Source organism: Ewingella sp. AOP9-I1-14 (assembly GCF_052375995.1).
GTDB classification, from domain to species: Bacteria; Pseudomonadota; Gammaproteobacteria; order Enterobacterales; family Enterobacteriaceae; genus Ewingella; species Ewingella allii.
Genome location: NZ_JBQSVA010000004.1, coordinates 139,034 through 158,725 on the forward strand (window position 1 = coordinate 139,034; position 19,692 = coordinate 158,725).

Here is a 19,692-nt window from a genome sequence, read left to right on the forward strand (position 1 = left end):
TAATTCAATATGTGCACCAAATCACATAACGAATCAAATAGTTGACGACATATAGCAAAAACCCCACCATAGCCATTAATCTTTATTTTGAAGCGCGAAAAATAACGGAGTTTTTTCTGTGATCCCTGATGGGCAGCCTGGGCATATTGATCAAATAAAGCAAACGAACGTCGGTGCCGTATACCGGCTGATAGATCAGTTTGGACCCGTTTCGCGTATCGAGCTGTCGAAAAAAGCGCAGCTTGCCCCCGCCAGTATTACCAAGATTGTTCGTGAACTGTTACAAGCTCATTTGGTGCAAGAAACTGAGTTTCAGGAGCCAGGCAGCCGCGGGCGTCCCGCCATCGGTTTGGTGCTCGACACTAATGCCTGGCACTACCTTTCTGCGCGCATCAGCTTAGGGGCAATTACCCTCGGACTGCGTGATCTGAGCAGTAAACTGGTAGTAGAAGAGGAATTGCCTCTGCCCGCAGCCGCGGATAAACCTCTGCTTGAGCGCATCGTCGCTGAAATCGACCAGTTCTTTATTCGCCATCAGCGCAAACTCGAACGCCTCACCGCCATCGCTATTACCTTACCGGGGATGATTAACGCCCGCGAAGGGGTGGTGCATCGCATGCCGTTTTACGCAGACGTCGATGAAATGCCGCTCGGCGCAGCGCTTGAAGCCCATACCGGCCTGCCGGTTTTCGTGCAGCATGATATTGGCGCCTGGACCATGGCCGAAGCCTTATATGGTGCCTCTCGCGGCAGTCAAAACGTGATTCAGGTGGTTATTGACCACAATGTCGGCGCAGGGGTGATCACCGGCGGCCGCGTGCTACACAGCGGCAGCAGCAGCGTGGTGGAAATGGGCCATACGCAGGTCGATCCTTACGGTAAACGCTGCTATTGCGGCAATCACGGCTGTCTCGAAACCGTCGCTAGCACTGATAATATTCTTGAGTTGGTTCGCCAGCGATTAACTCAGGCGGTCAACTCCAGCCTGCAGGGCATTCCGCTGACAATTGAGGCGGTATGCGACGCGGCAAATCGCGGCGACCAGCTGGCCCGCGATGTAATTATTAATGTCGGCCACAGCGTAGGGCGGATCCTCGCCATCATGGTTAACTTGTTTAATCCTGAGAAAATATTGATCGGCTCGCCGCTTAATTTCGCCAAAGAAATTCTCCATCCGGCAATAATGTCCTGCATTCAACAGCAGTCTCTGCCGGCTTATAGCGAAAATATAAAAATCGAATCCACTGAGTTTTATAACAAAGGCACCATGCCGGGCGCGGCATTAGTCAAAGACGCGCTGTATAACGGCTCTCTGTTAATTAAACTGCTACAAGGTTAATTATTGGTATGAATTAACCTTGTAGTTTTCCCGCCAATATAATAAAAATCCTAAATTCAAACTTCTGTTTGCCAGTGGACAAAACATTGCGCTAACGCAAATCGTTATCGATTGGTATCGCCTAGACTTTCCCCTGTACATTGTCTCAGGCGCACTCGCCGGAGATAAATCCTCAGTTAAACGGAAGATCCTGGAGCCAACATTCCATGTTAACGCACTTTTTCGTCACGGGTACGGACGCTCGCGTAGGTAAAACCATCGTGACGCGTGCTTTGCTACAGGCTTTAGCCGCGCAGGGGCACTGCGCATTGGGCTATAAACCGATTGCGACAGGGAGTCAGGAACTGGCAGATGGCATTCGAAATAAAGATGCCGTGATACTGCAAAATTCATCCTCTATTTCTTACCCTTATGACAAAATAACGCCGCTAGCCCTGCTCGATGAAGATATTTACGCCAGCGATGTGCCCGATAATGTGTTTGAAATAATGACCTCTGGCCTGAAATTTATGCGCCAAGGAAGTGATATCGTCGTGGTCGAGGGCTGTGATGGCTGGAGAACGCTGATCACGCCAGACTGTTTTTATTCCGATTGGGTTCGTTTGGAAAATATCCCGGTTATTTTAGTTGTCGGTATTCAAGAAGGTTGCGTAAGCCACGCCTTATTAAGTGCTCAGGCTATTAATGCCGATGGGTTATCATTAGCGGGCTGGGTGGCGAACCGTATTAATCCTTGCCTTGCGCATTATCAGCAAACCATTGACGCCATTAGTCATAATATTTCAGCGCCATTATTAGGCGAAATTCCCTATTTGCCGCGTGCTGAATCTCGCGATATGGCGAAATATATCGATTTATCCCTGTTACCTATTGGTCACAGCAAAACGGCCTGATCCATTGAAAAGAAGTTGACTACCTTTAGCCCCGTCAGACGCATACCATCTGGCGGGGCTTTTTCATTTTGCTTAGCACGTGACCGATAAACCTTCTGCCAATCCCGCTGATATACTGAAAAATTCCTCATCGCCTGAAACATAAGAACAACAGATTAAACCCTATGAATCAGACTGCTTTCGTCCCTTTAGTTAGCCACAAACGCCGCCCCCTTATCCTGATCGCCTGCATGCTGTCGATGTTTATGGCGGCAGTCGAAGCCACCATTGTGGCGACCGCCATGCCCACAATCATTGCCGATTTGGGCGGGTTCTCGCTGCTCGGCTGGGTGTTTGCGGTCTATCTGCTGACTCAGGCGATCACCGTGCCGATTTATGGCCGACTGGCGGATTTATACGGCTGCCGAAAGGTGTTTTTCATTGGTACTACGCTGTTTTTGATTGGCTCGGTGCTCTGTGGCTTCTCGCCGTCTTTGCCGTGGATGATTGGCTTCCGCGCCTTACAGGGGCTGGGCGCCGGAGCGATCACCCCGATTGCCACCACGCTGATAGCTAATGTATATGGCCCGCAGGAGCGCGCCAAGGCGCAGGGCTACCTTGCTAGCGTGTGGGGCGTTTCAGCGATTGCCGGTCCGCTGCTCGGCGCGTTTATCGTTTCGCATTTCCACTGGGCGGTCATTTTCTGGGTCAACGTGCCTTTAGGGCTGTTAGCCATGGCGATCCTGTGGCGCTTTTTACCGGCGGAAAGCCAGCGCAAGCAGCACATTCTGGACTTGGCCGGAACCACTTATCTGACCTTGTCGGTCGCCGCGCTGTTACTTGCCATGCTGCAAGCTGAGGCTTTTGGCTACTGGGCCTTAGCGCTGGTTGCCTTCGCACTGTTCACCGGCTGGCTGCTGGTTCGCCAAGAGCGCAAAGCTCCTGAGCCCCTTTTCCCCCTGGCCCTGTGGCAGAGCAAAGTGATTATCGCCGGGAATATTGGCGGGCTGGTGATTGGTGCCACTATGATGGGCATTAGCGCCTTTTTGCCAACCTTCGTGCAGGGGGTGATGGGCGGAACGCCACTAGAGGCGGGCACCACGCTGGCGCTGATGTCTATCGGCTGGCCGTTGGCCAGTATGCTGAGTGGCAGAATTATGCACGCGACGTCATACCGCGCTACGGCGATGATCGGCGGTCTGCTATTGGTCAGCGGCAGCCTGATTTTACTGCTGTTATCGCCATCTTCCGGCCTGTGGTGGGCGCGATTAGCGGCCCTGACCATCGGCGCGGGAATGGGGCTGTGTAACACCACATTTTTGGTTTCGGTGCAAAACGCCGCCGAGCCGGCGATCCGCGGCATTGCCACGGCCTCCACGGTATTTACCCGCATGCTCGGGTCGGCCATTGGCACCGCGCTGCTTGGCGCGACCTTGAACCTCAATCTGGAAAAACGCCTGCCGAATATCAGCGATCCGGTGCAGCAGCTGATGGAAAAAAGCCAGCGAGCCAATATCGACTCCACCCAGCTCGGCATTATTACCGACAGCGTGGCGGCGTCACTGCATTGGGTGTTTATCGTCGCGGCGGTGATTTCGGTGTTTGCGCTCGCCGCCGGAAGATTAATTCCGGCGGGAGAACGCCCGGTGGGCGCAGCGCAGCGGGAAGGGCAGTGATTAAGGCTGTTTGACCTTAAAGCTTTCGTCGAAGGTGTTCTTCACCTCCAGCTTGACCGGCAGTAAGCCCTGATCATGGTAGAAATCAGCGGTTTGTTGCTGCTGGGTTTGAGTCTCTTCATCGATGGATTGCCAGTAAGATTTACGGCGTTCGAAGGAGAGACGAGCCGCAGGCAGCGGGAAGCCGATGATTTTTGCCAACTGCTGGCTGTACTCATCCAGATGCTGATAGGCCCACACTTGCGAATCGCTCAGGCGCTGCAAGTAGTCAGTAATGGCTTGGCGCTTGGCGTTATCTTTCAGCGCTGAATCGGTGGCGGCCAGGAAGCTGTTGCCAGACCACAGTCCGCGCCCATTCACCACTACCCGCAGATGATCCTGCGTTTCGGCGAAGGCGGTGTAAGGTTCCCACGTCGCCCAAACATCTACTGAACCCTGCGTCAGCGCCAGCTTGGCGTCGCTCGGCGGTAAGAAGCGGAAGGTAACATCTTTGGCGGAAAGCCCGGCCGAGGCCAATGCCTTCAGCGCCACAAAGTGACCAATAGAACCACGGTTAGTGGCGATGCTTTTACCTTTTAAATCCGCCGCTGTTTTGATTAGGCTGTCAGGCTTGACCAGCAGCGCCGTGCCGTAGGCGTCTGATTTATCCACCGCAATGGCTTTCACCTGCGCCCCGGCGGCTTCGGCAAACAGCAGCGGCGCGTCGCCAATGATCCCTACGTCCACGGCCTGCGCGTTGAGCGCTTCGGCGAGAGGCGCGGCGGCGGGGAATTCCGACCATTCGATTTTGTACGGCAGGTTATCCAGCTTTCCCGCCGCTTCCAGCTGGGCGCGCATATTGCCTTTCTGGTCGGCGACGCGCAGCGTCACTTGATCGGCCCACGCCAGATTCACACTGCCCATCAGCGTGGTGGCAACCAGCAATTTTCCCAATGATTTCATTATGGTCATTTTTATACCGTCGATTCGTGTTGAGGGTGTTTTTGAGCCAAACGTGCGGCGATTTTTTTGCGCGTCAGCGGGATCAGCTCTTTGCCATATTCCACTGCGTCGTTGAGTGGGTCGAAGCCGCGAATTAAGAAGGTGTGGATCCCTAAATCGTAATATTTCAGCAGCGCGTCGGAAACTTGCTCCGGCGTACCGACCAGCGCGGTGGAGTTTGAACCGCCGCCAATCAGCCCGGCAATGCCGGTCCATAGACGCTCGTCGAGGCGATCCCCCTGAGCCACGGCGTTGAGCAGCCGCTCGGCGCCGACGCTTTGCGGTTTTGGCGCCTGAGACTGGCCATTGCGGGCAATCAGCGCGGCGGCTTTTTCGCGAATAGTTTCGGCCTTGGCCCAGGCTTCTTCTTCGGTACGGCCGAGAATAGGGCGGAAGGAGATGCTGAATTCAATCTCGCGCTGATGGCGCGCGGCGGAGGCTTTCACCGCCTGTACCGTTTCGGCTGCGCTGGCCAGCGGCTCGCCCCACAGGGCAAACACATCGGCCTGCTTGCCCGCCACGCGGATGGCGTCTTCCGAAGAACCGCCGAAGAACACCGGCAAATGCTGATTGAAAGGTTTGATGGCCGAGAAGGCGTTTTCCGCCTGATAAAACTCCCCGTGATGGTCAAAGCCTTTGACCGAATACCACTCGTTTTTCAGCACATCGATATACTCGTCGGTGCGTGCGTAACGGCCGGACTTCGGCACAAAGTCGCCGTCGCGGCGCTGCTCGGCATCGCTGCCGCCGCTGATGATATGCACCGCTAAACGGCCGTCGAGCAGGTGATCGAGGGTCGCCAGCTTTCGCGCCGCAAGTGTCGGGGCTACGAACCCGGGGCGATGGGCTAACAGGAAGTGAATGCGGGAAGTGTTAGCTCCCGCGTGCGCGGTGACTAAAAAGGCATCAGGTTGGTCGGAGGCGTAAGCCACCAGAATGCGGTCGAAACCCGCGTCCTCGTGGGCTTTGGCGAAGTCGGCGATATATTTCTTATCGAATATTGGCCCCGTCGCGGGAATTATTTCGGAGGCCAAACGATGGCCGATCATACCAATGAATTGCACGCTCATGGGCTGTCACTCCTGGTTGCATAAGTTGCCAGCGCATAGGCGATGGCAGGAGCGTATTACCTTAGACAGCCTTTTACTATGTTAGAAATTAATTTTTATCATAAGTTAATATAAAAATTGTGCATTAAAGAGTTTGAACATTATGCCTGCGGCTGATCGACAGCCAGAGGGGCGAGATCCAGCCCTTGGGCGATGGCCGCCGCGAAGGCGTCAATGGCCGGAATTTGGCTGGCGGGCACGTTCGGGTACACCAGCCACAGCTGGCTGCGCGGCGCGAAGTCCTGCAAACTGTAAATTTGCAGCTGCGGACGCAGGGCGTGGCGCTCGACCAAGGCGCGAGGCATCAGCCCTAATCCGCGACCTTCGGCAATCAGCGACAGCTGCAAGGTGACGCCAAACGCCTCGAGATTCAGCAGCAGCGGCAACCCCTGTTCCGTCAGGGCGCGTTGCAGCGCGGCGCGAAAACCACAACCTTCCGGATTCAAAATCCAGCCACGCTGATAGCCTTCTTCCAGTTTGCGCAGCGGCGGCACCTTGGGGTCATTCGGCCCAACCACCACTAAATCCACCGAACCTAACGCCTGACTTTCCAAGCCGGAAGGGAACTGCTTACTGGCGGGGAACAGCACCACTGCGGCTTCCAGCTCTTGGCGCTGAACTCGGAGCAATAGCTCTTCACCCCAGCCGCTGGAGAGGCGCGGCTGCACCTGCGGGAAGTCGGAAGACAACATTTTCAGCGCCGGCAGCAGGCTGGTCTCACTCAAACTTTGCGGCACGGCCAGTCGCAGCAGGCCAGACGGCGGGTGATCCGCCGCCACCAAATCGCTCAGGGCTTCTACTTCACGAAGAATGTTGCGGCACTGCTGGAAGACGCGTTTACCCATTAATGTCGGCTTGAGAGGTTTGGTCTGGCGATTAAGCAGCGCGATGCCCAGAGACTCTTCGAAGTTTTGCACCCGGCGGGTGATGGCGGGCTGGGTCAGCCCTAATTCCTCGGCGGCGAGGCGAGTAGATTGCAGACGGATCACTGCGACGAATGCCGTCAGATCTTCAATTTTCATAGGTGGAGCAGTCCCTTTAAGTCGCGTCTTGGCAGACGACAATCAGTCCAGCATAAAGCAAATCGGGCGCCTAAGTCGGCACTCATCGCACATTTTTATGTGTGATTTGCATATTAGCTTATCCATAAAATGAATTTTGCTTGGTCAGCGGCGGTGCTAGCCTGCAAAAAGGGCTTATCTTAAGGGGCAATTATGACAACTCGACATTACGCGCCGCTACGCGAGTTTTTGGCGTCACTCACTAGACTGGTGAGCGAGCCGCACGGGGAGCAGGAAGTGTTGGCTCAGGGCGCGGAACTTCTGGGCCAGTTGGTCGCCAATGACGTCTGGCTGGATGATGAATTTGCCGTGCCGCATCCCGACCATTATCAGCAATATCTTCTGTATGCCGATCCGCTGTCGCGCTTTTCGGTGGTGAGCTTTGTCTGGGGACCGGGGCAGGTGACGCCAATCCACGATCACCGCGTCTGGGGGCTGATTGGCATGCTGCGCGGAGAAGAGATCAGCCAAAACTATGTACGAAACGGGCTGGGTGAGCTGGTCGCAGAAGGCCAGCCGGTGCGATTAACGCCGGGATCGGTCGAGAAGATCTCGCCATCCGAGTTAGATATTCATCAGGTCAGCAATGCTTTCAGCGATCGGGTTTCGGTCAGTATTCACGTCTATGGCGGCAACATTGGCGCGGTGTCACGCGCGGTTTACCTGCCGGACGGCCAGCAAAAAACCTTCATCTCCGGTTACTCCAATCGCACATTGCCCAACCTCTGGGACCTGTCGAAAGAGCAACATCTATTGAAAGAGAAACAACATGACTAAAACTTCGTCCACGCCTTTACGTCATTTCGCCGAACTGCGCGACGCGCTGCTCAATCAACAAGAAGTTGCTCTGATCGATTTGCGCGAAGAGGCCGCCTTTGCCACCGGGCATCCGCTGTTTGCCGTCAATCTGCCACTGTCCAAACTCGAGATTGAAGCATTGGATCGCCTGCCGCGCCGCAACACGCCCATCACCTTGTATGACAATGGCGAGTTTTGGGACGAAGAGCAGGGCATTCGCAAAACCACCCGCGCCATCGCGACCTTCAAGGCGCTGGGCTATCGCGACATCGCGCTGCTGGCCGGGGATTTGGCAGGCTGGCGCGAAGCGGGCGGCGAAATTTTTATTGATGTGAATGCGCCGGGTAAAGCCTTCGGCGAGTGGGTTGAACACCATTACCACACGCCATCGTTCAGCGCCGAGCAGGTGCAGGCGCTGCAACAGCAAGGGGCTGACATCGCAATTTTGGATGTCCGCCGTTTCGATGAATTCAACACCATGAGCATTCCTGACGGCGTCAGCGTGCCGGGCGGCGAGCTGGTGCTGCGCCTGCGCGACGCAGTGCCGAACCCGCAAACGCAGGTGATTATCAACTGCGCCGGGCGCACCCGCAGCATTATTGGTACCCAGTCGCTGATCAACGCGGGCATTCCCAATCCGGTAGCAGCGCTGCGCAACGGCACTATCGGCTGGACGCTGGCAGGGCAGACTTTGGCACATCAGCAGCAGGCCAGCTTCCCGCCGCTGAGTTTCTCTTCAAAACAGGCGGCGGCAGAGAGTGCCCAAAACGTAGCCCGTCGCGCCGGGGTGAAATACATTTCAGCCGAAACGCTGGCCGAATGGCAGCAAGACAGTTCCCGCACGCTGTATCTGTTCGACGTGCGCACGGCTGAAGAGTACGCGGCGGGGCATTTTCCCGGCGCGCGCCACGTGCCCGGCGGGCAATTAGTGCAAGAAACTGACCACTACGCCAGCGTGCGCGGCGCAAGGATTGTGCTGACCGATGATCAGCAGGTGCGCGCCGAGCTGGCGGCCTCTTGGCTGGCACAGATGAACTGGGAGGTGGCGGTGCTTGACGCCCCGGCGGCGGATTTCACCGAGCAGGGTCACTGGCAGGCGAAAACGGCGGCGGCTCCGGCTGTCGAAGAAGTGCTGCCCGCCCAGCTACAGCAGTGGCTGGAGGAGGGGAGTACGGGCGTGATTGACCTGACAACCAGCGCCAACTTCCGCAATCGCCGCATTCCGGGCGCGTTGTGGACCACTCGCGCCAATATCGCTCAGGCGGTTCGCCGCCATCCGGCGGTGTCACGCTGGGTAGTCACCTGCACCAGCGGGCTGTTAGCACGTTACGCTGTCACCGAAGTGGCGGCGCTCACTGGCTCTCCCGCCTATTTATTGCAAAAAGGCACGGTGGGCTGGATTGACGCGGGCCTGCCGCTGGAGCACGGCGACTCTGTGTGGATTGTGAATGCGCAAGATCGCTACCGTCGCCCCTATGAGGGCACCGACGTCAGCCCGCAGGCGATGCAGGATTATCTGGACTGGGAGTATGGTTTAGTGGCGCAGTTGGAGAAGGACGGGACTCACGGCTTTAAATTATTACAGGCTTAGCGGGGAAGAATCAGGGCTCAATCACTGAGCCCTGTAAACAAAATGTCAATCAACGACGGCCGCGTGGATGCGTTCTGGCGGTCCAGTCGTAGGTTGCCGTCGAGCTGGGTACAGCTTTCAGACGACGCTTCTCGGCGCGCGCTTTAGCGGCAACTTTCTCTTTCTCTTCCATCAATTTATCAATGTAATTGTCTTTGATGCGGTTGGTTTCTGAATTGGTCAGATCACGACCTTGAGCTTTACGGCTCTGGTCAAGCAGCGTTTTAAGTTCGCGCTGTTCGCTTTCCGTCATATCTTGCTGGGTAAGTCTTTTCATTGTGCTGCATCCGTGTGAGGAAAGTGACCTTCAGTGTAGCGCCTTTTCGGCCCCTTTCATCTATAAGATTTACTTATTATCCAATTCGTCACTGCAGGCATATTCTTTTGTTTAACAATGAAAATGTTAGCTTCTGAGAGAACAAAACATGTCTGTTTTAATGCGCGATACCATCACTCTGCATGATGCAACCATAGCCGACATGGTTCAGGTTCAGGCGATTTACGCTCACCACGTGATCCATGGCATTGCCTCTTTTGAAACTGAGCCGCCGACGCTTGACGAAATGCTCACTCGCCGCGAAAAAGTGCTCAGCCAAAATATGTGCTATCTGGTCGCCAAACGGGATAAGCAGGTTTTGGGTTACTGCTATCTGGCACCTTATCGCCCGCGCTATGCTTACCGTTTTACCTGTGAAAGTTCGGTCTATATCGCCGAAGGGCAACAGGGGCTGGGCATTGGTAAAAGGCTGATGCAGGAAGCTATCCGCCGCGCCACCGAGGGCGGCTGGCGACAGATGATTGCCAACGTCGGCAATAGCGAGAATTTAGGGTCTATTGGCCTGCATCAATCGCTGGGATTCCAGACCATCGGTACATTAAAAAGCGTCGGCTTTAAGCATGGTCGCTGGGTGGACACCGTGCTGCTTCAGCTGGAATTAGGGGAGGGCGATGTGACCCTTCCCACCTCGAATTCGTAAATCGCCAACGGCGCCTTCTACTCATACATGCCTGCGAAGAATAGGTTTTATTCACCGCGGGCGTCTACCTCGCCTTGCCGCAATCGCTGAGTATCTCCTTCAGACGAATCTTGTTGATTCGAACTCGTTATCACTGGAGATACACCATGTCACTTCAAGACAAACTCGATGCCTTTAAAGCAGATTTTCTTGCCGGAATACCGCCTTACAACGCGCCGCCGGAAATTCACCCGATTATGGCGCGGGCGACGGCGGAACTGATTGCCAGCGGGCAAGCGGAAAGGGCAGTTAAGGTTGGCGATCGCGCTCCTGCTTTCTTATTGCAGGATGAAAATAACCAGCCCATTTCCTCTGCCGAATTACTGGCCAAAGGCCCGCTGGTTGTGACCTTCTATCGCGGGGCTTGGTGCCCGTATTGCAATATGGAGTTACAGGCTATCAATGAGGTGCTGCCAGAGATTCAGGCGCTGAATGGTAGCGTGGTGGCGATTTCGCCGCAGACACAGCCCAATAGCCGCAAAGCGGTGCGTAATAACCAGCTGAGTTTCCCCGTTTTGAGCGACGTTAACGGCGAGATTGCTGCGGCATTTGGCCTGCGTTTCCGCCTGCCGGACTACTTGATTGAGCTTTACGCCAATCTGAAAAACGATCTGCCACTGATCAATGATGATCCGAGCTGGACGCTGCCGATGCCCGCGCGCTACGTCATTGGGCAAGACGGCGTGGTGCTGTATGCCGAGGTGAACCCGGATTACACCCAGCGCCCGGATCCAAGCGAGCTTCTGCCGGTCCTTAAGCAGGTTGCCAACTAATATAACTCGCGCCGGAGTCGGTTTAGTCGGGCGGGTTTAACACGCTTTCGACGAAAGCTACAAAGGCGCGGGCCTTGGCGGAAACCAGTCTGCCCGAGGGGAAAACCGCCCACAGATCAACCGGCGGCAACTGCCAGTCGCTCAACACGGCCTGCACCTCTCCCTGAGCCAATTCCGGCGAGAACATCCATTCTGACGTCACCGCCAAGCCGAGATGAGCCAGCAGGGTAGTGCGCATGCCCTCGGCGGCGCTAACTCGCACTCGCCCCGAAAGTGTCACTTCAACTTCTTGATCTCTCAGACGAAAACGCCAGTTTTCGCCACCGCCGCGTTGTGAATAGATAATGGCCTGATGCTGGCTGAGTTCCTGCGGGGTTTGCGGAACTCCGGCGCGAGCGAAATAGGTAGAAGTACCCACCACCCGGCGCGGACTTTGCGCGATGCGTCGCGCGGTCATGCCAGAATCCTGCAACGCGCCCATTCGCAGTGCGACGTCCATCCCTTCGACAATCAAATCAATGTTGCTGTCACTCAGGCGCAGATCGATATTCAAATCGGGGTGCTGCTCTAGAAAACCGGGTAGCTTTGGCAGGATGTGCATACGCGCGAAAGTCACCGCCGCGCTAACGCGCAGAGTGCCAGACAGCCCGGCAGAGGCATCACGCACTGCCTGTTCGGCCTCGTCGGCTTCTATCACCGCGCGCTTGGCGTGTTCGTAAAATCGCTGGCCGACGTCGCTGGGTGTTAGCCCTCGGGTCGAGCGCAACAACAGGCGAACGCCCAGCCGCTCTTCCAGTCGGGCAATGGTTTTGGATATCGCCGGTTGCCCAAGATTGAGCTGCTTGGCCGCCATAGAAAATGACCCCGCTTCAACCACGCGAATGTAGGTTTCCATCTCAATTAATCTGTCCACTGCGCCGCTGTCCTTCAGTTCACATGCCGGGGAATAGAGTTACCGCACCTTAATACCAGCACAAGCCAGCGGGGCGCAATAGCATTTATTCCTCACAGGAATAAATGCCGGAAATGCCCCCAGATGAGAGTCAATTGCGGAATTTAACGATAATCATTATCATCTTTTCCCTGCCCATTTGATCCCGAGATGTTATGCGTATCACCTGCCGAATGTTGTTGCTTGCCAGCCTGTTAGCCCCCGCGCTGGCCAGTGCTAAAACTGTTGTAGATATCTCTAACCGAACTGTAGAAGTGCCCGACAACCCGCAGCGCATCGTGGTGGGGGAAAGCCGCATGCTCTATACGCTGGCGCTGGTCGAGGATGGCAATCCGGCTAAAAATATTATCGGCTGGCCGGGGGATATGCAGAATCTTGACCCGCAAAGCTGGCAGCTGTATGTCAAAGCCTTCCCGCAAATCGCCCAAATTTCACAAATGGGCAAAAACAACTTCACTCAGTTCAACGCGGAAAAAGTGATTGCGCTAAAGCCTGACTTGGTGATTTTGCCGCGCTACGCCAAAACGCCGACTGACGAAGACCAAATGCTTGGCCGCCTGACGCAGGCAGGCATTCCGGTGATTTACGTCGATCTGCGCATCGACCAGCTCAACAACACCATTCCGAGCATCAAACTGCTGGGTGACGTGCTGAACAACCCGCAGAAAGCGGCGCGTTTTATCGCCTTCTACCAGCAGCATATGAACCGGATTAAAGAGCGCATCGCGGGGTATCACGGCAAAAAAGCCACGGTGATGTTGCAGCTCCAGCTTGGCCGCCGCCAGACCTGCTGCACCACGGTTTCACATGGCAATCTGGCTGATTTGCTGGCCTTCGCCGGTGGCGACAATATTGCCGGAGGAATTTTTAAAAGCGTTTATGGTCAGATGAACCCGGAAGCGGTGATCGCCGCAAATCCTGATGTCTATATCAGTACCGGAATGGGCACGCCGGACGGCAAGTCGCAAGGGAATATCCAGCTCGGGCCTTTGGTGTCGCAGGAGCAGGCCGAAAGCAGCTTCCGGCAGGTGATGGACCAGCAGCCGCTGCTTGCCAATTTACAAGCAGTCAAAAATGGCCGCGCTTACAGCGTCTGGCATAATTTCTACCTTAGCCCTTATCATATGGTCGATGTGGAAGTGTTCGCCAAAACGCTCTATCCGCAACTGTTTGCTGACATAGACCCACAAAAAACCGTCAAAGCGATCTATGATCAGTTCTTGCCGATCCCGTTTAGCGGCACCTACTGGAGCCAGCTTCCGGCTAAGTAGAAGTTAATTTACAAGGAGTTACTATGAAGTCTTTATCATTGGTGCTGTTGACTGGCGCACTTTTACTCTCAACTCAGGCTTTGGCCTCAAGCTCGGATGCCTGGGCGCAGCATGACGCCGATGTCAAAGCCGCCTGCATCAAAGCCAGCGGGTTGAAGAATGTGAAACCCTTGGGAGATATCGTGCTTTTTGAGGACAACGTCGGTTCGGCGCTGTTGTTGGAAGGAACTATTCCGAGCAAAAACAATAAGGTGCAGCGTGAGCGAAAACTCTGTCTTTATGAGCGCACTGGCGAACATAAAGTACACATCACTAACGCTGACACCTTAATTGCAGCAACTAAGAAGAAATAATCTTTAGAAATCGACCACCGCGGACAGCACCACGTTGCGCGGTTCGCCCTCGATAACCCGTAAATTCCCCGCGCTGGACGTGTAATATTCCTTATTAAACAGGTTATTAACGTTCAGCTTAAGTTGAGTATGTTTACCCAACAGCGGGGTATCCCAAGCGACAAACGCATCCGCCACGGTATAAGACGGCATAGTGAAGCTGTTTTCCGGATCACCCGCGCGGCTGCCCACGTAGCGCGCACCGCCGCCCACCCGCACATCCCCTTGTAACGGCACCCAGCGCAGGGTGTGGCTCAAATACAGCCCGCCCATTTGCGTCGGCGCGTTCACCAGACGGTTGCCTACGTTGGCCGAGTTAATATCTTCGGTGATCTCCGTTTTGTCATAGCTGTAGTTGGCGCTCAGGTTCCAGTCCTTTGCCACTTCGCCATTCACTTCCAGCTCCACGCCGCTAGAACGCGCTTTCGGAATGCTGCGCGTCACGCCGTTGATAAACACCGACATGTCTTTTTCATCAATACGGTACAGCGCCAGCGTAGCGTCAACCCGAGGTGACACCTGCCATTTGGTGCCGACTTCATAGGTCGTGCCAGTTTCCGGCTGGGCGACATTGCCGTCATCGTCGGTGTCGGTCGACGGAGTGAAGGAGCGGCTGTAGCTGCCGTAGAAGGATAAATCGTCGGTCAGCTTATACACCAGCCCCAGCTGCGGCAGGAATTTGTTATCGCTGTTATCCAGCGTTTCGGTCGGATTGATAAAGCCGCTGGAGGCTTTCTGGTTGTAATGCTGATAGCGCCCGCCGAGCACGCCGATCCACTGGTCTGTCAGATGGATACTGTCTTTGACGTAGACCGATTTGTTAAACAAAGTGTTGCGCAGGTTGCTCTGCGCGTCGCTGTAGGTGCTGGCGTTGGTGATAGGTTCAACGCCATACGCCGGGTCGTACATGTTCAGCGGATTATTGCCTTTGCCGCGATAGGAGTACTGTTTGTAGGTTTCGTCCTTCTCGTAATCCACCCCGAACAGCACGTCATGGGTCATGCCGAAAATTTCCGGGGTGCCAATCCAGTCCCACGCGGTGTAATCCGTTTGATGGTTGAAGCCCCGGTTGGCGTCGGCGCGGCGCGACACAATGCCGGTATCCACATTGACGGCGGTGGCGCGAACTTCGTTACTGTCGTAGCGGCGCTGCATCCAGCCGTAGGTTAGGCGCGTTTTCCAGTCGGAATTCAACTCATATTCCCACGTAGTGTTCAGCCGTTTGTTGGTGCCCCAGGCGTGGTTAGCGAGTTCATCCAGACGGCGCTCATAGGGGATATCCAGCGGCTTGCCGTTAATAAAGGCGGTGCCACGGTCATAAGGGATATCATATTTGTACTGCTGATAGCTGATATTGAAACTGGCTTTTTCGCCATACCAGCTCAGGGAAGGGGCCAGCAGGCTATGCTGGTCTTTGCCGAAGTTTCGCCAGTAGTCTTCCGACTGGCGCTCGGCAATCATGCGGAAAGCAAAGCCGTTGCCCAACGGGCCAGTGACATCAATCCCGCCCGTTCCTCCCCCAAATCCACCGGTGCTGCCGCTGAGGCGCGTGTTCCAGTCATATTGTGGCTTTTTGCTCACCACGTTAATGATCCCGCCGGGGTTTTGGATGCCGTAGAGCAGGGAGGCTGAGCCTTTCAGCACTTCGACATGGTCGGTGGTGGCGTTAAATCCCAGCCCCTGATTGCTGCGCACGCCGTCGAGGAAGATTGAGCCATCGCTGTTAGAGCCAAATCCGCGTTTAACAAACCCGTCTTCAATTCCCCCCAACGTGTTGCCCTGCGCCACACCGCTGACGAATTTCATCGCCTCGTCCAGCGAAGTGATTTGGTAATCATTAATCATCGACGGCGTGACGACGCTTACCGACTGCGGAATATCGTTGATTGGCGTTTTGCTTTTGCCAGCAACAGAAGCCTCGCTGGTACTGTAGTTCGTGGAGTAGGCCGGGTTATCGGCGGTGACGGTAAGGGTATCCTCTTTTGGCGCAGCGCTGTCAGTCGCCGCCAGCAGTGGAGAGCAGTGCAATACAGCCAGCGCTAGTACGGATTTTTTAAACCCGCTTGTAGCGAAGTGGTTCTTTTTATGAGTAGACACGTGATTTTCCCTGAAATGCAAATGATAACGGTTTGCATTCTAATTAACATTTGTGTGATGTGCATCAGGAAAATGTTGTGAAGAGGCGTGTTGACGGGGGGCTTGGGGTTGCGACCCTTAAGGTCAAAACCGTGCGCTGCCGCCACACCGGCCTTAAGGTCAAAACCGTGGGCTCGCCGCCCACACTGGCCCAAAGGGTTTTGAACGAAACCCTTTGGAATCCTGCGTTTTTTGCTGCTGGTAGATCGAGGCTGCGCAGGGTTGGAATGAACATGTTTCAGCAACCACAGAGTTCGTCGCGAAGTGCCGCCGCTTAGGCGGTTCCCTCACTGCGGGATTCCAACCCGCGAAAAAAGACTCGCGGTTTTCCACCTCTTGCTCGGCGTCACTTCTGAACGCGACCTACTAGCATTTACACCGTACCGTTTCATATAGTTTTTGGTTCGGTTTGAACTTGCTCACTCCCCTAGTTAGGGAAGGAACTGAACAGAGTTCTCACTGAAACGGCACGGTCTAGATGCCTCAAAACCGCAGTCAAAAATGGCGCTTAGCAAGAGGTTCAAGACCCAAGGCTCGAGCCGAGCGAAGCGAGACTGCGTTGCAAAGCAACGACCCGAAGGGCGAGGCCAGAGGCCGAGTAATCCCGCAGCGAAGGCACCGCCTAAGCGGCGACATTCTTTATTGATAGGGAGGGCGGTGGAGAACAGGAGTAGCTGAAACACGTCCGCCCAACCAGCGAAGCGCGCAGTGAAAGAGCCTGGGGGTCCAGGGGGCGGTGGCGATAAGCCGCCCCCTGGTCGGTGTGGGCCGACGCCCACGGTTTTGAATTTGAATTTGCGGGATTGGGCTGCAAGCCCAAACTCAATCTACGCTCTCATACTTAATGTAATGATTCGTGCAGTTAAAATGCCCCACATACTTCAGCTCGCCGCTCGCGCCTTTAGCCGTGAAGGGTACGCGGTAAGTGCCTTTCTCATCCTTCACATTATCGCTGACAAACGACAGAACAGGCACGGCGGTGCCGATATAGTCTTTATCGTTGCCCCAGTTCGGGATGCGGTTTTGCATAAAATCGCGGGTTACGCTGTCAATGGCGTTCTGCGCGGTGATGTCTTTACAGGCTTCTGGCGTGGTGCGCTGCATCCACATTGGGTACAGGTATACCGTGCCGAGCATCACCACCATGATAATAAACACGGCTGAAATCATGCCGATTAACACCACTTTGCTTTTATTTCCTACCACGTTCTCTCCTGAGCAGTCTGTGCATAGATATCATGCGATTTATAGACTACGTTCATAATCCGATGTAAATCATAACGTCACAACCGGGCATGTTACGATAGAACGCCCAGTGCTGGGACCCTTTTTTGTTGCCAAGATTGTCTCGCCGGGCAGGAAATAACCTCACCCAAGACGTTATTTGACGCATTCCGTTACAGAACCTGTGAGCTTTGGGCTACGGGGCAGTGCTAGCATTTTTTTCATTGCGATCACCACAAGCGTGATCTTGTTTCACATTATCAGGAGAAAGAATGATGAGTCAGAAACCCTCTGTAGCCGTACTGGGTCTGGGCGCGATGGGCCACGCGTTTGCGGCTAACCTGCTGAAAAATGGCTTTGAAACTCACGTTTGGAACCGTACCGCCTCGCGCGGCGAAGCGCTGGTGAAGGCCGGCGCCAAGCAGGGCAAAACCGTGCGCGAAACCGTCGAGGGTGTGGATGTAGTTATCGCCATGCTGGCCGATGGCCCAACCACCCAGTCAGTGTTTTCTGGTGATGACGGCCTGCTGGCAGGCTTGAAGCAGGGTGGCATTATTGCCCAAATGGGTACCATTGGCGTGGAGGCGAATGAAGCTCTGATGGCGCTGGTTAAACAGCAGCGCCCTGACGCGGTGTTCTTCGATGCGCCGGTATCTGGCACCAAAACCCCGGCGGAAAACGCGCAAATCGTGGTGCTTGCCAGTGGCGACCGTGAAGCCGGTCCGGCAGTTGAACCGGTATTTGCTGCCATTTCCAAAGGGGTGAAATGGCTGGGCGAAGCCGGGCGCGCCTCCAAAATGAAACTGGTGATTAACGCCTGGCTTATCTCCATGATGGAAGGCATCGCCGAGAGCGCCCAGCTGGCCGACGAGTTTGGTTTTACCACCGATGACCTGTGGAACGTGCTGGAAGGCGGCCCGCTGGCGGCACCTTATATTAAAATGAAAATGGACATGTTCAAAAGCGGCGATTACACCCCGCAGATGCATCTCACTTGGGCATTAAAAGATATTAATCTGGCGCTGAAAGCCGGTGAAAAATTGCAATTGCCGCTGATGAAAAGCATTAGTCAAACATGGCAAAACGCGGTGGATGCCGGATATGGCGAGCAAGACCTCAGCGTGGTTTACCGTTATTTAGGCGATAAGAAATAATATTGATTAATTATTGAGTTATAAAACTCGCCGCCCCCTCGACTTAAATAGAAGAGGGGGCATTCCCCTTTAGCAATTAAATGCAAAACCTCTCCCGCCGCCCGGCTTAAGTTAAATTTTTCATATCACTGAAAATAAAATACTACGTAGATTCATAGAGATAACCACCATTCACTTTCGGTTAGGTGGTGATTTATCATGCAATAAATTCAGGTCATAACTTAGACTTTTTAAATATTAGAGCCAGCAACATCGCCGGTGTTAGCGTTATTACAACCCGCTATATCGGAGAAAATGATGAGCACTATTCCATTAATTGATTTTTCCCAATTCGACGAATCTGGGGGATCTCGCGAAAAATTCCTCGCTCAGTTGCGCCACGCCGCGCGCGATATTGGCTTCTTTTATTTAAAAGGCCACGGCATCGATAAACAGTTATTAAGCAACGTCCAGCAAGCTGCGCGCGACTTCTTTGCCCTGCCGGAAGAGCAAAAACTGGCCGTCGGCATGATCAACTCCCCGCATTTTCGCGGCTATAACCGTGCGGCGTCGGAGATCACTCGCGGCCAGCCTGACTGGCGTGAACAGTTTGACTTGGGGGCCGAACGCCCCGCGCTGAGCATAGATGCCAAGACGCCGGGTTGGGCCAGATTGCAGGGGCCGAATCAGTGGCCGGCATCCTTGCCGGAGCTGCGTCCGCTGCTGCTGCGCTGGCAAAAAGAGATGACCCAGATGTCGCTGCGTCTGCTGCGCGCCTTCGCGCTAGCGCTGCACCTGCCGGAGAAAACCTTCGATCCGCTGTACGGTGAGAAGCCTAACGAACATATCAAACTGATTCGCTATCCGGGCCACAGCGCAGGCCAAAGCGGACAGGGCGTCGGCGCGCACAAAGACTCCGGCTTCCTCAGCTTTCTGCTGCAAGACCACCAGCGCGGACTTCAGGTGGAAGTGGAAGAAGGCCAGTGGGTAGATGCCTTGCCGATTGAAGATACGCTGGTTGTAAATATCGGCGAACTGCTTGAGCTGGCTACCAATGGCTATCTGCGCGCCACGGTTCACCGCGTAGTTTCTCCGCCGTCGGGTCAAGATCGCCTGTCATTGGCCTTCTTTCTTGGCGCGCAGCTCGACGCCGTGGTGCCGCTGTTCCCGCTCCCGGCTGAGTTAGCCAAGGATGCGCGCGGCCCGGCCAGCGATCCGCTGAATCCGCTGTTCCGCGACGTCGGTTTCAACTACCTCAAGGGGCGTCTGCGTTCGCACCCTGACGTGGCCCAGCGTTTTTATGCTGACATTTTGGCGGCCACTGCCTGA

Annotated in this window: 18 protein-coding genes and 1 other RNA gene; 12 read left to right on the top strand and 7 right to left on the bottom strand. The window is 54.9% G+C overall.

From position 1 onward, the window contains the following. The first annotated feature begins 118 nt into the window (after positions 1 to 118). The 3 genes from mlc (at position 119) to ACT3RT_RS13230 (ending at position 3,887) form a co-directional block, all read left to right on the top strand. Entirely contained in the window at positions 119 to 1,339 is a 1,221-nt protein-coding gene (gene mlc / locus ACT3RT_RS13220) for a sugar metabolism global transcriptional regulator Mlc (RefSeq protein WP_496203101.1), read from the top strand. Positions 1,340 to 1,545: 206 nt separating this feature from the next. Further along, positions 1,546 to 2,232, top strand: coding sequence for a dethiobiotin synthase (gene bioD, locus ACT3RT_RS13225; RefSeq protein WP_485900450.1), 687 nt, complete (start codon positions 1,546 to 1,548; stop codon positions 2,230 to 2,232). 164 nt (positions 2,233 to 2,396) lie between these two features. Continuing rightward, complete coding sequence (locus tag ACT3RT_RS13230) at positions 2,397 to 3,887, top strand: MDR family MFS transporter (RefSeq protein ID WP_034790349.1); 1,491 nt, start codon at positions 2,397 to 2,399, stop codon at positions 3,885 to 3,887. Here the strand turns inward: ACT3RT_RS13230 and ACT3RT_RS13235 are convergent, their stop codons facing one another. The 3 genes from ACT3RT_RS13235 to ACT3RT_RS13245 form a co-directional block, all read right to left on the bottom strand. Beyond that, positions 3,888 to 4,829: an ABC transporter substrate-binding protein gene (locus ACT3RT_RS13235; RefSeq protein ID WP_396130931.1), complete on the bottom strand. Its 942-nt coding sequence runs from the start codon at positions 4,827 to 4,829 to the stop codon at positions 3,888 to 3,890. A gap of 11 nt (positions 4,830 to 4,840) precedes the next feature. After that, positions 4,841 to 5,938 (bottom strand): LLM class flavin-dependent oxidoreductase, encoded by a 1,098-nt coding sequence (locus ACT3RT_RS13240; protein ID WP_353502016.1) that lies wholly within the window; start codon positions 5,936 to 5,938, stop codon positions 4,841 to 4,843. 140 nt (positions 5,939 to 6,078) lie between these two features. Next, positions 6,079 to 6,999, bottom strand: a complete 921-nt coding sequence (locus ACT3RT_RS13245; RefSeq protein ID WP_496200276.1) for a LysR family transcriptional regulator — start codon at positions 6,997 to 6,999, stop codon at positions 6,079 to 6,081. A 192-nt stretch (positions 7,000 to 7,191) separates the two neighbouring features. Between ACT3RT_RS13245 and ACT3RT_RS13250 the strand changes: the two genes are divergently transcribed. After that, complete coding sequence (locus ACT3RT_RS13250; RefSeq protein WP_185687780.1) at positions 7,192 to 7,815, top strand: cysteine dioxygenase family protein; 624 nt, start codon at positions 7,192 to 7,194, stop codon at positions 7,813 to 7,815. After that, positions 7,808 to 9,427, top strand: a complete 1,620-nt coding sequence (locus ACT3RT_RS13255; RefSeq protein WP_496203102.1) for a rhodanese homology domain-containing protein — start codon at positions 7,808 to 7,810, stop codon at positions 9,425 to 9,427. Before ACT3RT_RS13250 ends, ACT3RT_RS13255 begins: the two co-directional genes overlap by 8 nt. 49 nt (positions 9,428 to 9,476) lie before the next feature. Here the strand turns inward: ACT3RT_RS13255 and ACT3RT_RS13260 are convergent, their stop codons facing one another. Continuing rightward, the gene (locus ACT3RT_RS13260) at positions 9,477 to 9,743 is read right to left on the bottom strand and encodes a YjbD family protein (protein ID WP_034790355.1); all 267 of its coding nucleotides are present in this window, start codon (positions 9,741 to 9,743) and stop codon (positions 9,477 to 9,479) included. A 148-nt stretch (positions 9,744 to 9,891) separates the two neighbouring features. On the opposite strand from ACT3RT_RS13260, the gene ACT3RT_RS13265 reads away from it, so the two are divergent. Both ACT3RT_RS13265 and ACT3RT_RS13270 read left to right on the top strand, forming a co-directional pair. Further along, complete coding sequence (locus tag ACT3RT_RS13265) at positions 9,892 to 10,443, top strand: GNAT family N-acetyltransferase (RefSeq protein ID WP_496203103.1); 552 nt, start codon at positions 9,892 to 9,894, stop codon at positions 10,441 to 10,443. Between the two features lie 146 nt (positions 10,444 to 10,589). Then, the gene (locus ACT3RT_RS13270) at positions 10,590 to 11,255 is read left to right on the top strand and encodes a peroxiredoxin-like family protein (RefSeq protein WP_496203104.1); all 666 of its coding nucleotides are present in this window, start codon (positions 10,590 to 10,592) and stop codon (positions 11,253 to 11,255) included. A 22-nt stretch (positions 11,256 to 11,277) separates the two neighbouring features. On the opposite strand, the gene ACT3RT_RS13275 is transcribed toward ACT3RT_RS13270, so the two are convergent. Beyond that, positions 11,278 to 12,168 (bottom strand): LysR substrate-binding domain-containing protein, encoded by an 891-nt coding sequence (locus tag ACT3RT_RS13275; protein WP_496203105.1) that lies wholly within the window; start codon positions 12,166 to 12,168, stop codon positions 11,278 to 11,280. Positions 12,169 to 12,362: 194 nt separating this feature from the next. On the opposite strand from ACT3RT_RS13275, the gene ACT3RT_RS13280 reads away from it, so the two are divergent. Continuing rightward, positions 12,363 to 13,478: an ABC transporter substrate-binding protein gene (locus ACT3RT_RS13280; RefSeq protein ID WP_496203106.1), complete on the top strand. Its 1,116-nt coding sequence runs from the start codon at positions 12,363 to 12,365 to the stop codon at positions 13,476 to 13,478. A gap of 23 nt (positions 13,479 to 13,501) precedes the next feature. Then, the gene (locus ACT3RT_RS13285) at positions 13,502 to 13,831 is read left to right on the top strand and encodes a hypothetical protein (RefSeq protein ID WP_353502022.1); all 330 of its coding nucleotides are present in this window, start codon (positions 13,502 to 13,504) and stop codon (positions 13,829 to 13,831) included. A gap of 3 nt (positions 13,832 to 13,834) precedes the next feature. Here ACT3RT_RS13285 and ACT3RT_RS13290 read toward each other — a convergent pair whose 3' ends face one another. Then, the gene (locus tag ACT3RT_RS13290) at positions 13,835 to 15,907 is read right to left on the bottom strand and encodes a TonB-dependent siderophore receptor (protein ID WP_353503967.1); all 2,073 of its coding nucleotides are present in this window, start codon (positions 15,905 to 15,907) and stop codon (positions 13,835 to 13,837) included. Positions 15,908 to 16,503: 596 nt separating this feature from the next. On the opposite strand from ACT3RT_RS13290, the gene ACT3RT_RS13295 reads away from it, so the two are divergent. After that, positions 16,504 to 16,619: non-coding RNA, RtT sRNA (locus ACT3RT_RS13295), on the top strand. A 209-nt stretch (positions 16,620 to 16,828) separates the two neighbouring features. Here ACT3RT_RS13295 and ACT3RT_RS13300 read toward each other — a convergent pair. Next, positions 16,829 to 17,212: a YebF family protein gene (locus tag ACT3RT_RS13300; RefSeq protein ID WP_353502023.1), complete on the bottom strand. Its 384-nt coding sequence runs from the start codon at positions 17,210 to 17,212 to the stop codon at positions 16,829 to 16,831. A 293-nt stretch (positions 17,213 to 17,505) separates the two neighbouring features. Between ACT3RT_RS13300 and ACT3RT_RS13305 the strand changes: the two genes are divergently transcribed. Together ACT3RT_RS13305 and ACT3RT_RS13310 are read left to right on the top strand one after the other, a co-directional pair. Beyond that, positions 17,506 to 18,384 carry an NAD(P)-dependent oxidoreductase gene (locus ACT3RT_RS13305; protein ID WP_353503968.1) on the top strand — a complete coding sequence of 293 codons (879 nt, stop codon included), beginning with the start codon at positions 17,506 to 17,508 and terminating at the stop codon, positions 18,382 to 18,384. Between the two features lie 294 nt (positions 18,385 to 18,678). After that, entirely contained in the window at positions 18,679 to 19,692 is a 1,014-nt protein-coding gene (locus ACT3RT_RS13310) for an isopenicillin N synthase family dioxygenase (protein ID WP_496203107.1), read from the top strand.

What these genes read in the sequence shown, in the direction of transcription:
- ACT3RT_RS13235 (WP_396130931.1), bottom strand. Translation starts at nt 4,829, where the DNA reads ATGAAATCATTGGGAAAATTGCTGGTTGCCACCACGCTGATGGGCAGT.
- ACT3RT_RS13250 (WP_185687780.1), top strand. Translation starts at nt 7,192, where the DNA reads ATGACAACTCGACATTACGCGCCGCTACGCGAGTTTTTGGCGTCACTC.
- ACT3RT_RS13305 (WP_353503968.1), top strand. Translation starts at nt 17,506, where the DNA reads ATGAGTCAGAAACCCTCTGTAGCCGTACTGGGTCTGGGCGCGATGGGC.
- ACT3RT_RS13270 (WP_496203104.1), top strand. Translation starts at nt 10,590, where the DNA reads ATGTCACTTCAAGACAAACTCGATGCCTTTAAAGCAGATTTTCTTGCC.
- ACT3RT_RS13265 (WP_496203103.1), top strand. Translation starts at nt 9,892, where the DNA reads ATGTCTGTTTTAATGCGCGATACCATCACTCTGCATGATGCAACCATA.
- ACT3RT_RS13245 (WP_496200276.1), bottom strand. Translation starts at nt 6,999, where the DNA reads ATGAAAATTGAAGATCTGACGGCATTCGTCGCAGTGATCCGTCTGCAA.
- ACT3RT_RS13285 (WP_353502022.1), top strand. Translation starts at nt 13,502, where the DNA reads ATGAAGTCTTTATCATTGGTGCTGTTGACTGGCGCACTTTTACTCTCA.
- ACT3RT_RS13280 (WP_496203106.1), top strand. Translation starts at nt 12,363, where the DNA reads ATGCGTATCACCTGCCGAATGTTGTTGCTTGCCAGCCTGTTAGCCCCC.
- ACT3RT_RS13255 (WP_496203102.1), top strand. Translation starts at nt 7,808, where the DNA reads ATGACTAAAACTTCGTCCACGCCTTTACGTCATTTCGCCGAACTGCGC.
- ACT3RT_RS13310 (WP_496203107.1), top strand. Translation starts at nt 18,679, where the DNA reads ATGATGAGCACTATTCCATTAATTGATTTTTCCCAATTCGACGAATCT.
- ACT3RT_RS13230 (WP_034790349.1), top strand. Translation starts at nt 2,397, where the DNA reads ATGAATCAGACTGCTTTCGTCCCTTTAGTTAGCCACAAACGCCGCCCC.
- ACT3RT_RS13240 (WP_353502016.1), bottom strand. Translation starts at nt 5,938, where the DNA reads ATGAGCGTGCAATTCATTGGTATGATCGGCCATCGTTTGGCCTCCGAA.
- ACT3RT_RS13260 (WP_034790355.1), bottom strand. Translation starts at nt 9,743, where the DNA reads ATGAAAAGACTTACCCAGCAAGATATGACGGAAAGCGAACAGCGCGAA.
- bioD (WP_485900450.1), top strand. Translation starts at nt 1,546, where the DNA reads ATGTTAACGCACTTTTTCGTCACGGGTACGGACGCTCGCGTAGGTAAA.